Annotated in this window: 9 protein-coding genes; 6 read left to right on the top strand and 3 right to left on the bottom strand. The window is 68.0% G+C overall.

All coding sequences use genetic code 11. The features are described 5' to 3' along the window. The first annotated feature begins 32 nt into the window (after positions 1–32). Both OG225_RS39010 and OG225_RS39015 read left to right on the top strand, forming a co-directional pair. Positions 33–353 (top strand): WXG100 family type VII secretion target, encoded by a 321-nt coding sequence (locus OG225_RS39010; RefSeq protein WP_405179641.1) that lies wholly within the window; start codon positions 33–35, stop codon positions 351–353. A gap of 46 nt (positions 354–399) precedes the next feature. Beyond that, positions 400–714 carry a hypothetical protein gene (locus OG225_RS39015; protein ID WP_216911442.1) on the top strand — a complete coding sequence of 105 codons (315 nt, stop codon included), beginning with the start codon at positions 400–402 and terminating at the stop codon, positions 712–714. A gap of 102 nt (positions 715–816) precedes the next feature. Here OG225_RS39015 and eccE read toward each other — a convergent pair whose 3' ends face one another. Then, positions 817–2,526 (bottom strand): type VII secretion protein EccE, encoded by a 1,710-nt coding sequence (gene eccE, locus OG225_RS39020; RefSeq protein ID WP_405179642.1) that lies wholly within the window; start codon positions 2,524–2,526, stop codon positions 817–819. A gap of 105 nt (positions 2,527–2,631) precedes the next feature. Between eccE and eccB the strand changes: the two genes are divergently transcribed. Continuing rightward, positions 2,632–4,128, top strand: coding sequence for a type VII secretion protein EccB (gene eccB, locus OG225_RS39025; RefSeq protein WP_405179643.1), 1,497 nt, complete (start codon positions 2,632–2,634; stop codon positions 4,126–4,128). A 33-nt stretch (positions 4,129–4,161) separates the two neighbouring features. On the opposite strand, the gene eccA is transcribed toward eccB, so the two are convergent. After that, positions 4,162–5,970, bottom strand: a complete 1,809-nt coding sequence (gene eccA / locus OG225_RS39030; protein WP_405179644.1) for a type VII secretion AAA-ATPase EccA — start codon at positions 5,968–5,970, stop codon at positions 4,162–4,164. 129 nt (positions 5,971–6,099) lie between these two features. Between eccA and eccD the strand changes: the two genes are divergently transcribed. From eccD to eccCa, 3 genes are read left to right on the top strand one after another with little or no spacing between them, the layout of a single operon-like run. After that, on the top strand, positions 6,100–7,575 hold the full coding sequence (gene eccD, locus OG225_RS39035; protein ID WP_405179645.1) for a type VII secretion integral membrane protein EccD: 1,476 nt from the start codon (positions 6,100–6,102) through the stop codon (positions 7,573–7,575). Positions 7,576–7,583: 8 nt separating this feature from the next. Next, positions 7,584–9,041 carry a type VII secretion-associated serine protease mycosin gene (gene mycP / locus OG225_RS39040; protein ID WP_405179646.1) on the top strand — a complete coding sequence of 486 codons (1,458 nt, stop codon included), beginning with the start codon at positions 7,584–7,586 and terminating at the stop codon, positions 9,039–9,041. Between the two features lie 2 nt (positions 9,042–9,043). Beyond that, on the top strand, positions 9,044–13,198 hold the full coding sequence (gene eccCa, locus OG225_RS39045; protein ID WP_405179647.1) for a type VII secretion protein EccCa: 4,155 nt from the start codon (positions 9,044–9,046) through the stop codon (positions 13,196–13,198). Between the two features lie 14 nt (positions 13,199–13,212). Here the strand turns inward: eccCa and OG225_RS39050 are convergent, their stop codons facing one another. Next, complete coding sequence (locus OG225_RS39050; RefSeq protein WP_405179648.1) at positions 13,213–13,473, bottom strand: hypothetical protein; 261 nt, start codon at positions 13,471–13,473, stop codon at positions 13,213–13,215. Between the last annotated feature and the right edge of the window lie 123 nt (positions 13,474–13,596).

A 13,596-nucleotide genomic window follows, 5' to 3' on the forward strand; every position in this document is an offset into this window, starting at 1 on the left:
CAGTTGCCCGACAGAGAAATGAGGGATGTCCAATGTCCGTAGTAAATAATGATGATGCGATCGTCAGGGCCGCACAGAGCGATATGTCCAACTCGGTGAGCTCCATCAAGACGATCATCGGCCGCGTGGAATCCTCGCTGGAGTCCTCGCGTCCGGGCTGGGAAGGCGACGCGGCCGGCGCCTGCCAGAAGGCCGTCGCGAGCTGGCAGGGCGAGTCCGCCCGGCTCAACGCCATCCTCGACGAGCTCACCGCGCTGGTCGGCGAGGGCAACACGACCTACATCAACACCGACTCCGACAACACCGGCCTCGTCACCTCCGCGGGCTCCGGCGGCGGGCACACCAACCTCTGACCACTCGCCGATCGCTTCCGCTCGGCACACGAAAGGACGTCTCGTCATGCTGTACAACGGACCGATTCTGCAAACCCTTTCCGAGGAACTGGCCACGCACCGCGGCGCGCTGGTGGCGGAGGCCGCCAACCTGCAGGCCGCCGCCAAGCGTCTCGGTATTGCCTGGGAGGGCAACACGGGTCTGGACGCCTTCAATATCGCCAAGCACAAGTGGGACGTCGAATTCGGCAACCCGGAGAAAGACGGCGAATCGCCCGATAGCACCATCGGCATCATCGACGCGCTGTCGAAGGCCGTCGAGCAGGCGAAGAACAACGCCTTCCACGCCGACGGCAAGGTTTCGCAGGGCTTCGGCGGCTGATACCTCGCCCACGGAAACGGCCCGTTCGATCCGCTACGGATCGAACGGGCCGTCGACGTTTCGTCACCCGTGGCCGCGGCAACCGCTCGGCCTGGGTAACGCTCACGCGGTGGCGGGCTCCCGCGCGCCGACGTAGAGCAGTTCCTCCGGTGTGGCGACCATGCGCACGCTGGTCTCTCCGGAGGCCGTGCGCACGGTGACGAGGTTCGCGGTGTCCGGATCCTCGATGAGGGTGATGTCGGGATCGAAGTCGCCCCGCTCGGAGTCGTGCGCGCGCAGCAGTACGACCGTCGCACCGGAATAGTGGCCGGTGGGGGCGATTCCGTCGAAGACGACCATGGTCGCGAACCGGTAGGAACCCGCCTGTTGCGAACCCGCAGACCACGTCGCCAGGGTAAGGGCCTGCGGCACATCGATATAGGCCAGCATCGGCTTCCATTCGTCGTGGCGGGCGGTGTGCACGACGACGCTGGCGTCGAGGGCGATGGCGCGCAGGATCACCTGCTTGGCCACCAGCGGAGAACCGATGATCTCGACGCGGTGCACGTGGCGGCCGACCAGCGGTAGCGCCACACCCTGACCGGAGGCGTCGGCGCCGATCAGTTGCCCGCAGCCCGCGATCGGCATGGGAATGTCGTCGAGGGCGTCCGGTGCGCCGAGGTAACGCTCCAGCGGCAGCGCGGGCACGCCGGTGGCCGTGGGCAGACCGAAGAGCAGGGCACGGCGCTGCTGACCGGTCAACGGGCGCAGACCGGCGGCCGACAGGATCACGGGCGCGTCCTTGGTGACGAACCGCGCCGTCGCGGTCACCGCGATCTGCCCGCGGGTCTCCGACTCGCGCACCCGCGCCCGCTGGAGGCGCACGGTGACGGTGGTCGCCACCGTCGGGGTCGACCACACTTCGGCGATCCCCTTGGGGCCCATGCCTTCCGGGGTGATCCGATAGGTGGTGTGGTGCAGGCCGTCGTGCTGGACGCATTCGGCGGTCTCGGCGAATTCGTCGAGTGCGCAGCCGTGGGTGAGCTGGGTCATGACCTGGCTCATCTCGGCGGCCGAGAGGACCGTCACCGAAAGACCGCGTGCCGCGAGGCGATTGGCGACCCGTCTGGCCGCGACCGTGGCCGCGCGCAGCGTGCCGGTGGGCCCGCCGCCGCGCCGGTCGACCGCGTCGGCGTTGGCCAGCGGGTCCAGGCGCAGCACCACCCACACGGTGCGATGGGCGACGGCGGGCAGCGGGCCGAGGATGCTCTCGTAGGCCCGCGCCACCGCGCCGGTCCCCGCGCTGCGCGAGCCGGTGCTGATGATGTCGATCGCGGCCAGCGTGATGTCGAACTGGTCGAGGCAGCGGGCGATCTCGGGCAGCGGCAGCATGTCGTCGCCGAGCAGACCCGCCGGACTGAGCCGAACCACCGTGCGCGGCTGCGCCTCGATCCGCAACATCGTGATCAATCGCGCGCCATCCCAGCGCATTCCGTAACTGCCGCCGTCGGGTAGTGGAACATCGAATGGCGAATGATTAACAGTAGACGAATTATTGCCCAATCTCTGCCATGCGAAAGTGAACTTACGACCGGTCCAGGTGGCGATATTGACGCCTTTTCGCGGGGTGAGCGCGACGACGATCACCAGTGCGGCGACCAGCGCCGGCACCCACCACTGCGAGGCGAAAACCCTTGCTACGAAGGCACTTACGGCGGCGATCAGCAGCACCGGGATGGTCCGGCTCAATGGCATGAGGCGAAAGAACCAGAATTGTGTGGAATGCAAACGCGGTGCGGTCGCCGCGTTGTCGGAAACCGCCGTGGAGGTCATGCGCTCATCATGGACCGAACTCGTCGGGGTTCGCTACTCTATGCCTGTCGATGATCACGTGCGGTCGCGATATCGGTTGGAAATCAGGCAAGTTCGGAGGCGTGCGTGCCGGCACAGATGACCACCCGTGCCCAAGTCAACGGCTACCGGTTCCTGCTCAAGCGTTACGAACACGCGCTGGTGCGCTGGGATGTGCGGATGCTGCACGATCCGATGCGCTCGCAGTCCCGGTCGATGATCGTCGGTATCGTGCTCGGTGTGCTCGTCGTCGCGGGCGCGGTCATCCTGGCCTTCATCAAACCGCAGGGCTCGGTCGGTGATTCGAAGATCGTGATGGCCAAGGACTCCGGGGCGCTCTACGTCGTGGTGGACAACACGTTGCACCCGGTGCTGAATCTGGCCTCGGCTCGCCTCATCACCGGCTCGGCGGCGTCACCGGCCACGGTCAAGGACAGCAAACTCACGATGCGACGCGGTCCGCTGCTCGGCATCCCGGGCGCGCCCGGCGCGATGCCGGGGTCGGCCGACCACGACAGCGCGAACTGGACCATGTGCGACGTGGTTCCGCTCTCGAAGACCGGCAGCGCCACGGCCGCCGCAGGTGTCATCACCACGGTCATCGCGGGCGCGCTCGACACCTCCGAAGGCGGTGCGCGGCCGCTGGCCCCCGAGCAGGCGAGGTTGGTGACCAACTCCGGCGCCACCTATCTGCTCTACCAGGGCAGGCGCGCCCAGCTCGATCCGAACGACGCGGTGCTGAGCCGCGCCATGAATTTGGACGAGCACACTCCGGCGCCGATCGGCGCCGCGCTGCTGAACGCCACCGAGCCGGTGCCGCCGCTGCGCGCGCCCCGGATCGACCGGCTCGGCGAACCGGGGCCGGGCAAACTCTCCGACGTCCCGATCGGCGGACTGATCCGGGTGCGGGCCGTCGATGCCGAGGAACTCTACGTCGTACTCGCCGGCGGGGTGCAGCCCGTGACGCCGTTCACCGCGGAGATCATCCGGAATGCCAACTCCCAGGGCATGACCGACATCCGATCGGTGCCGCCGGACCGCATCGTCGACGTGCCGGTGCTCGGCGACCTGCCGGTGCAGCAGTTCCCCGAGCAGACCCCTTCCATCCTCTCGCCGTCGGCCGATCCGGTCTTCTGCATCACCTGGGCGCTCGGGCAGCACGACGGCATCTCCGCCGTGACCCTGTCGGCCGGGCGCGAACTCCCGCTGCCCGGCGGCGCGATGCCCGTGGTGCCCGCCACCGCCGACGGTGCGGGTGATCGGGTCGACGCGGTCTACGTCCGCCCGAGCACCGGTGAGTTCGTCCGTTCGGTCGCGATGACGCCCGGCTCGATCTCCAACGGGCCGATGTTCTACCTGGCCGACACCGGGATTCGCTACGGCATCCCCGACAGCGCCACCGCCCAGGTGCTGGGGCTACCGAAGCAGCCCAAACCGGTGCCGAAACCGATCATCGAAGCGTTGGCGCCCGGCCCGACACTGGCCCGCCAGGACGCGCTGATGAGTCACGACAATCTGCCGCAATGTCCGGACGCGTCCCGGCGCGCCGGTGATTGCGCGCAGCCGATAGCGGTGGGGAACTGATCGCGGCGACGGCCTCGGACGCGAGCGCCGGGATCAGCGCAGGGTAGCGAGCACTCCGTTCAGCGCGCTGTCCATGTCCGCGACCTCGATCCGCATCAGCACCGAGGCGTCCACCTGGCTCAGATCGATGGATTCATCGGTGGCCAAGCGGAATTCGCGCTCCTCCTCGGCCGCCTCGATCACGTTGCGGATGAAGCGGCCGTTACCGGCGAGGTCGATCGCGCGCCGCTGCTCACCGCTCTGATCGACCACCTGGCGGTCGTAGAGGGCGCCGCAGGCGGCGACCAGTCGAGCGAGCGCCTCCTCCGAGACTTCCGAATCACGTTTGCGCGCGATGAAATCGCCGATCTGCCCGAGTTCGGCCGGTGTGTAGGAGTCGAACTTCACACGTTTGGAGAAACGGGAGGACAGACCGTCGTTGGCGGCCAGGAAGCGGTCGATCTCGCCGTCGTAGCCCGCGATGATCACGATCAGCCGGTCTCGGTCGTTCTCCATCCGGGCCAGCAGGGTGTCGACGGCCTCACGGCCGAAGGCGTCGCCGCCGGACAGGCCGGTCTGGATGAGCGTGTACGCCTCATCGACGAAAAGCACGCCGTCCATCGCCGAATCGATCAGTTCGTTCGTTTTGATCGCGGTGCTGCCCAAATGCTGCCCGACAAAGTCCGCGCGTTTCGCCTCTACAAGACGATCGGTTTTTAGTAAACCCAACCCACAGTAAATTTTTGCCACCACTCTGGCAATTGTTGTCTTACCGGTTCCTGGCGGGCCGGTAAACGCAAGGTGTTGTCCACGTGGCGTACTGGACATACCTTTCTCCGCGCGAATTGTCGCCAACTGCGCACTCGCCTGTAGTTTCGCCACCTGAGTTTTCACCGCTGCCAGGCCGATCTGCTGATCGAGTTCGGCGCGCGCGGTGTGCAACAACTCCTTGGCCCGGTCGCCGCGCTCGGCGCTCTCGACCTGCTCGGCGGTCGGCGCCGAGGCCGGATCCCAGCGGTCGGTCCTCGCGTCGATGAGTTCCTTGCTGGTCACCGTGATGCGGAACTTCGGGTCGCGCATCGCCTTGGTGTTCGCCTCGAAATCCGGCGCCTCTGAGAAGACCTTCTCGAACAGCGCCTTCGCCTCGTCCTCGCGGCCCATCTCGCGCAGGCACAGGCCGCGGCAGAAGCGCGCCGTCGTCGCCGCCGTCGGGATCGGACCGGCCTCGGCCGCCTCCATCCGCCTGATCGCCTCACCGAACAAACCGAGCTGAGCGCAGGCGGTGCCGACCATCACATGGGTGCCCGAGGCCAGGTAGGGGTTCTGCCACTCGGCCGATCCGGCGAGTACGGTCATCACGTCCGACCAGCGCTGAGTGGTGTAATGCAGCAGGCCACGGGCATAGGCGCAGATGCGGATGTCGTCGGCGTCGGCGGGACGTCCGGCCCGGTGGACGTCGAGTTCGTCGAGTACGCGTTCGGCCTCGTCGTAGTCGCCCCTGGCAATCAACTGGGTGGCCTGCGCCAGCCAGATCTCGACATAGGTCGCCAGCGGGTAGTCGATGTACTGGCCGAGCACGAACCGGCCGGACAGCGCGCGCGCGGCCAGTCCGAGCCTGCGCTGCTCGCGGAACAGGGTGGCGCCGCTGGTCTTGAACAGATTGAAGATCACCTCGTCGGTGACCTCGCCCGCGGCCGCCCGGCCGAGCCAGGCGTCACACATGCCGGGATCCCACTCGGTGGCCCGCTGGAAGGCGAGCTGCGCGTACTCCAGATCACGAACCGATTCCTGGCCGTCGATCGCGATGCCCAGGGACAGAATGCCTGCGTCGAAGGCGCGCTGTGCTTGGCGATTACCGGTCATGCGGCGGAACCCCTTAAGAACGAACTGCGCTTTTTACCGCTCAGCTTAGCGGCTGCCGCGCCATTGATTCTCGGTTAGGCTGTGGCCGTTGCGATAACGCGACAGCACGATCATAGGAGTCCTGCACCCGTGACGGAATCGTCGAACAACGGCGCCGGGGCCGTTGATCCGGAATTGTGCCGCGTATCGGTCATCGGCGGAAACACACAACTCGATATGGGATTGCCCGCGGGCGTCCCGGTCGCCGCCTATATCGCCGATGTGGTGCGGCTGATCGATTCACGCAACCCCGACCTGACCGAGAGCGACGAGGGCGCGGCGCCGACCACCGAGCACTGGACGCTGGCCAGACTGGGCCGCGATCCGATCCCACCGCACCAGAGCCTGGCCGAAGCCGAGATCTTCGACGGCGAACTGCTGGTGCTGCGATCGGTGACCGCCAAGGAACTGCCCGCCCTGTTCGATGACGTGATCGACGCGGTCGCGCAGTTGAGCATCGACGAAATGCACGGCTGGTCAGCACGTTCCGCGCGCGGTATGGGCCTGGTCACCGGACTGGTCGCGGTGCTGACCGCGCTGGCCCTGCTGGTACTCGACAAGGGTGATGGCATCGTCGGCGGCTTCATCCCGCTCGGCGCCGGACTGCTCGCGGCCAGTGCCGCGGTCATCGCCGGACGTCGCTACAAAGAGCAGCGGCTGACCGTGATCATGGTGGGGCTCTACGGAACTCTGCTGCTGGGAGTCGCCGCGGCACTGTTGACTCCGGGCAGACTGGACGCTCCACATCTGCTGTTCGGCGCGGTCGCCACCCTCGTCGCCGCGCTGGTGATCTACGCCGGGGCCAAGGCCGGTGCGCTGGTGACCGCGGCCGTCGTGCCCACCGCGGTGGTGATCGCGGTCGCGGCGCTGATCGGAATGATCTGGGACTTCGATGTTCCCGATATCGCCGTCGGGGTGATGCTGGCCGGACTCATCCTGATCACCTTGGCGCCCCGACTAGCCGTCGCCGCGGCCAAACTGCCGGTGCCGCCGGTGCCGACGGCGGGCGCGGCCATCGACCCGGCCGATCACGAGCCGCGTCCGACCATCGAGGATATCGGCGCGATCGGCGCGACGGCGCTGCCGTCGGCGGCCGGTCTCGAACAGCGGGCCCGCGCGGCCAATCAGTTCCAGTCCGGCCTGCAACTGTCCGCCGCGATACTCAGCGCGGGCGGTGCGGTGATCGCCGCCGATCCCTTCGGTGACCCGCGGTGGCAGAGCCAGGCGCTGGCGGGCATCGTCGCGGTGGTGCTGTGCCTGCGCGGCCGTGCCTACGCCGATATGGTCCAGGCGGCGGCGTTGATCGCCGCGGGGGTCGTCACCGGCCTCGCCCTGGTCGCCGGATTCGCCGTGGCGCAGGATGATTGGCGTCCGATGGGAGCGGGCATCGTGCTCGTCACCGGGCTCGCCGCCGTCGGCTTCGGCGTGATCGGTCCGCACACCGAGGTCTCGCCCGTGCTGCGCCGCGCCGTGGAGCTATTCGAATACCTGCTGATCGTGCTGATCGTGCCGCTCGCGCTGTGGGTGATGAACGTCTATTCGGCAGCACGCAACATCACGTTCTGATGCCCGAGATGCGATCCGCTCACCACCGCCTGCGCGGCGCCCTCGCCGCGGCCGCCGTACTCGGCGCGTGGACCTTCGCCACACCGGCGTTCGCCTCGGCGCTCACCCCGCCCGTGATCGATGACGCGGCGCTGGGCCCGGCGCTGGCGGTGAACGCGGGCGGCGGACCACCCGATCCGACCGAACAGCGCGCGCTCTGCGTCGAGCCGTTCCTCTCCGGCGCGGTGCCGAGGGATGCCCCGATGCCGCAACGGATCCTGGACCTGCCCGCGGCGTGGCAGTTCAGCAGGGGCGCGGGCCAACTGGTCGCGGTGATCGATACCGGGGTGAACAGGCATCCGCGCCTCGATGTGCGGCCCGGCGGTGATTTCGTGGCCGCGGGCGGTGACGGCACCGAGGACTGCGACGGTCACGGCACCCTGGTCGCCGGTCTCATCGCCGGTCGGCCCAGCCGGGACGACGGCTTCGTCGGGGTCGCCCCCGACGCGCAGATCCTGGCGATCCGCCAGCTCAGCCTGCAATACGAGGACAAGAACCGGCGCAGCGACGACGAGCCGGGCAAGGTCGCCTCCGGCGGCTACGGCAATGTGCTCACCATGGCCGCGGCCGTGGTTCGCGCGGTCGATCTCGGCGCGACCGTCATCAACATCTCCGAGGTGTCGTGCAGGCCGGCGGGTTCCGGCTCGGCCGACGCCGCGCTCGGCGCGGCGGTGAAATACGCCGCCGCGCGCAATGTCGTCGTGGTCGCCGCGGCGGGCAATCTCGACCAGTCGGTGTGCGACGCCCAGAACGAGCGCTCCGGTTGGGACGGTGTGCAGACCGTGGTGAGCCCGGCGTGGTTCGCGCCCTATGTGCTGTCGGTGGCTTCCACCGATCCCGACGGCGCGGTGTCGCCGTTCTCGATCCACGGTCCGTGGGTCGGCATCGCCGCGCCGGGCCGCGGCATCGTCTCGCTCGACAGCAAACCCGGCGGCACCGGACTGGTCGACGCCCAGCAGGGCGCCCAGGGCACGGTGACCGTCGACGGCACCAGTTTCTCGGCCGCCTATGTCTCCGGACTGGCGGCACTCGTGCGCGCCCGCTTCCCCGAACTGACCGCCGCCCAGGTGATCGACCGCGTCCAGCGTTCCGCGCACAACCCCGGCACCGGACGTGACGACCAAGTCGGTTACGGCCTGATCGACCCGGTGGCCGCGCTCACCGCGCACCTGTCCGTCGCGGGCGACGATGTCACCACACCGCGCGGTTTCCCCGCGCCGCCGCCGGATCCCGGACCCGATCCGCTGCCGCGCCGGGTCGCGATCATCGGTTCCATCACGCTGCTGGCCACGCTGGCCATCGGCTACGCCGCGTCGATCCCGTTCCGCCGCAGGAACACCGACTCGGTCGACCCGGCGGAGGAGACCGATCCCGTGCTCGCGACCGCCTCGGCGGGCCCGGACACCGCACCACCCGAAGGACGGTAGGAATGCTCACCGAAGGTTTCGTGCGTCGCCCTCGGATCGCGCCGCCCCGCGCGCCCGGCGGCGAGGTGGCCCTCAGCGCGCCGCCGGAGATCCAGCGCCAGGTGCCGCCCAGTCTGCTGATGCGGTTGCTGCCGGTGGTGATGGTGGTCGCGGTGGTCGGCATGATGGCGATGATGGTCATGATGGGCCGCAACCTGCTGGCCAACCCGTTGATGCTGATGTTCCCGATGATGATGATGATGTCGATGTTCGGCATGATGATCTCGATGCGCGGCGCGGGCGGGCCCAAGAAGGCCGCCGAACTCGACGAGGAGCGCAAGGACTACTTCCGATACCTCGATCAGTCGCGCGGCGACGTCCGCAAAACCGGTCTGTCGCAGCTGCAATCGCTGATCTGGAGTCATCCGGATCCGGCCGATCTGCGGTCGGTCGCGGGCAGCAGGCGGATGTGGGAACGCAGGCCGAACGACCCCGACTTCGGCCACGTGCGGGTCGGCATCGGCAGCCATCGGCTGGCGACCAAACTCGCCAGACCCGAGACCGGGCCGGTCGAAGACCTCGAACCGGTGTCAACGGTGGCGCTGCGCCGTTTCGTCCGCACCCATTCGGTGGTGCACGGCCTGCCGACGGCGATCTCGCTGCGGGCCTTTCCCGCCATCAATATCGAGGGCGACATCGACCGGACCCGGATGCTGGTGCGCGCCATGCTGCTCGAGTTCGTCACCTTCCACGGTCCCGACCAGTCCTCGGTCGCCGTCATCTGCGCCGATCCCGACGACCCGAACTGGTCGTGGGCGAAATGGCTTCCGCACGTGCAGCATCCGACCGATCGCGACGGCATCGGCGCGGCGCGGATGATGTACCGGTCGCTGGCCGAACTGGAGACCTCGATCTCCTCGGAACTGCTCGAACGCGGGCGGTTCATGCGCAATGCCCAGCCCACCGCCGGGCGTCTGCACCTGCTGGTCATCATCGACGACGGCTACGTCAGCGGTACCGAGCGCATCGTGAGCGACGCGGGCCTGGACTCGGTCACCGTCATCGACCTGACCGCGCCGCAGACCGGTCTCGCCGTGCGTCGCGGTCTGCAATTGGTGTGCGCCGACGGCATGGTCGCGGCGAAGTCGGCGGCGGGAGTGGAGAAGTTCGCCACCGCCGACAGCGTGACGCTGGCCGAAGCCGACACTCTCGCACGAGCGTTGGCCCGCTACCGAGTCGCCACCGCCGCGCAGATCGTCAGCCTCGGCGACGAATCCCGCGCGGTGCCCGGCCTGATGGACCTGCTCAAAATCCCCGACGCCGCCCAGATCGATCCGACGACGGTGTGGCGTCCGCGCAGTGACCGTGAACGTCTGCGGGTGCCGATCGGCATCACCCCGGACGGTACCCCGGTCGAGATCGACATCAAGGAATCGGCCGAGAACGGCATGGGCCCGCACGGCCTGTGCATCGGCGCCACCGGTTCGGGCAAGTCGGAATTCCTTCGCACCCTTGTGCTCTCGATGATCACCACGCACTCCCCGGATCAGCTGAACATGATCCTGGTCGACTTCAAGGGCGGCGCGACGTTCCTCGGTCTGGAGTCGCTGGCCCATGTCGCTGCGGTGATCACCAACCTGGAGGAGGAGATCGCGCTCGTCGACCGGATGAAGGACGCGCTGTCCGGTGAGATGACCAGGCGGCAGGAACTGCTGCGCTCGGCGGGCAACTTCGCCAATGTCACCGAATACGAGCGGGCCCGCGCGGCGGGCGCGCCACTCGACCCGCTGCCCGCGCTGTTCGTCGTCGTCGACGAATTCTCCGAACTGCTTTCGCAGAAACCGGATTTCGCCGACCTGTTCGTCATGATCGGGCGGCTCGGGCGCTCGCTGCGCGTGCATCTGCTGTTGGCGTCGCAGCGGCTGGAGGAGAACAAGTTGCGCGGACTGGACTCGCACCTGTCCTACCGCATCGGCCTGCGCACCTTCTCCGCCAACGAATCACGCGCCGTACTCGGTATCACCGACGCCTACCATCTGCCGAGCGTGCCCGGTGCGGGATATCTCAAGAGCGACGCCGACGACCCGTTGCGCTTCAACGCCTGCTACGTCTCCGGCGCGTACACCTCGCCCAGCACCGGCCGTACGGCCAGGACCGTCGGCGGCAGGCAGATCGACGGTTCACCGGTGATCTTCACCGCCGCCCCGGTGGAGATCGAACGCCCGCCGGTCGAGGAGCCGACCGGGGCCGGCGCGCAGGAGGAGGCCGAAGCGACTCCCGAACGCCGGACCCCGGCGGCTCGGCGCGGCCTTCCCGCGCTGCCGCCGCCGCCCGGATCACCGGAAGCCGCGGCATTCGACGACGAGGACGGCGACGACGAAACCGCGTCGGCGCCCGCCCTGGGCGAGGTCCCCAAGACACTGCTCAATGTCGTGGTCGACCGGTTGCGCGGACACGGCCGCCCGGCCCACGAGGTCTGGCTCGCGCCGCTCGACGAATCGCCGTCGGTCGATATGCTGCTGCCCGATCCGGACTGGCGTTCGGCGACCAACCGGCACGGTCAGCTGTGGATGGCGATCGGCGTCATCGACAAGCCCTACGAGCAGCGCCGCGACGTGCTGGCCGTCGACCTGTCCGGCGGTCTGGGCAATCTGGCTGTGGTCGGCGGTCCGCAGTCGGGCAAATCCACCGCGCTGCGCGCCATCATCATGGCCGCCGCGGCCACCCACAGCCCCGAGCAGGTGCAGTTCTACTGCCTCGACTTCGGCGGCGGTACCCTGACGAGTATCGCCGACCTACCGCACGTCGGCTCGGTCGCGGGCCGCATGGATGTCGACCGGGTGCGGCGCACGGTCGCCGAGATGATCACCCTGCTCGCTCGGCGCGAAGAACGGTTCCGGGATCTCGGCATCGAGTCCATCCAGGAATTCCGCCGCCGCAAAGCGCGATTCGCGCAGCTGAGCCCGGCCGAGCAGGCCGCCGACCCCCTGTTCGAGGACACCTTCGGCGATGTCTTCCTGGTCGTGGACGGCTGGCCGACCATCCGCGCCGAGTACGAGGGTCTCGAACCCGCCATGAACGCGCTCGCCTCCCAGGGCCTGTCCTATGGCATCCACCTGATGATCGCCACCACCCGCTGGCCCGAGATCCGCCCGGCGGTGAAGGATCTCGTCGGCACCCGGCTGGAACTGCGCCTCGGCGATCCGAGTGATTCCGAAATGGACCGTCGCACCGCCGTTCTGGTGCCGACCGGCCGCCCCGGTCGCGGTCTGACCGCCGAGAAACTGCATATGCTGATGGCCCTGCCGCGCTTGGACTCCAGCTCCGACCCGGAATCGCTGTCGGACGGTATCGCCGCGGCCCGCGCCCAGTTCGCCGAGCTGTACGGCACCCGTAAGGCCCCGGCGGTGCGGATGCTGCCGTTGGAGATCCCGCGCGCGCAGGTGCTCGCCGAAGCCGCCGCGAACGGCATCGTCCAGGACAAGACGCACGTGGTGATCGGTCTCGGCGAGCACGAACTCGCCCCGCTGGTACTGGATTTCGACAGTCAGCCGCATCTGATGGCCTTCGCCGACGTCGAGTGCGGCAAGACCACGCTGCTGCGCAATATCGTCATGGGTATCACCGAGAACTCCAACGCCGACGAGGCGCGCGTCATCATGCTCGACTACCGGCGCACGATGCTCGGCGTCATCGAAGGTGACCAGCTGGCCGGGTATTCGACCTCGTCGCAGACCGCCGGTCCGATGATCCAGGAAGTCGCGGCGTACCTGACCAGGCGAATTCCCGACTCCGACATCACCCCCAAACAGCTGCGCGAACGCAGTTGGTGGACCGGGCCCGAGATCTACGTCGTGGTCGACGATTACGACATGATCACCACAGGCGGCAGCAATCCGCTCGAGCCGCTGCTGCAATTCCTGCCGCAGGCCCGCGATATCGGCATGCACCTGGTCGTGGTCCGTCGATCCGGCGGCGCCTCGCGAGCCCTGTACGACAAGGTGCTCGGCATGCTCAAGGACCTGTCGGTCGACGCGCTGCTCATGTCGGCGCCCAAGGACGAGGGCAAACTGCTCGGCGATGTGCGCTCGAGCCGACTCGCGCCGGGACGCGGCACCCTGGTCTCGCGCTCGCGCGACCACGAGATGGTGCAGATCAGCTATCTGGAACCGCTGTGATGTCGAGTCTCGACTCAGAAATACGTCAGGACGGCGAGGTCGAACTCGTCGTTCGACGGCAGCGCGGTCGGAGGCCGGTATTCGGCCGAGCGGACGTGACGGAGGAAGGCTTCCGGGAATGCCAACGGATGGTCCGCGAGGTAGTGGATCGAATCCACCCGCCAGATCCACCGGCCATCGGAGATCAGTGACGATCCGCCGGGAATGACATTACCGGGCCGGAACAGGTCGGTGACATCCTCGAGGACATCGAAAACCGTTGTGGCTGAACGCATGTACCGCAGAATGTCCTGTCGATCGGTTAGCGACTGCGGTGGTTGCGGATCGCGTACGGACGGTAACGTGTCCTTGTTCCTGTACATCTCGCGGTAGATGCCCACCGCGTTCAGAACGGCCAT

The organism is Nocardia sp. NBC_01377, assembly GCF_045040005.1.
GTDB classification, from domain to species: Bacteria; Actinomycetota; Actinomycetes; order Mycobacteriales; family Mycobacteriaceae; genus Nocardia; species Nocardia noduli.

Excerpts from the sequence above, each read along its gene's own strand:
- eccE (WP_405179642.1), bottom strand. The coding sequence starts at position 2,526 with ATGACCTCCACGGCGGTTTCCGACAACGCGGCGACCGCACCGCGTTTG.
- mycP (WP_405179646.1), top strand. The coding sequence starts at position 7,584 with ATGCGATCCGCTCACCACCGCCTGCGCGGCGCCCTCGCCGCGGCCGCC.
- OG225_RS39010 (WP_405179641.1), top strand. The coding sequence starts at position 33 with ATGTCCGTAGTAAATAATGATGATGCGATCGTCAGGGCCGCACAGAGC.
- eccA (WP_405179644.1), bottom strand. The coding sequence starts at position 5,970 with ATGACCGGTAATCGCCAAGCACAGCGCGCCTTCGACGCAGGCATTCTG.
- OG225_RS39015 (WP_216911442.1), top strand. The coding sequence starts at position 400 with ATGCTGTACAACGGACCGATTCTGCAAACCCTTTCCGAGGAACTGGCC.
- eccCa (WP_405179647.1), top strand. The coding sequence starts at position 9,044 with ATGCTCACCGAAGGTTTCGTGCGTCGCCCTCGGATCGCGCCGCCCCGC.
- OG225_RS39050 (WP_405179648.1), bottom strand. The coding sequence starts at position 13,473 with ATGCGTTCAGCCACAACGGTTTTCGATGTCCTCGAGGATGTCACCGAC.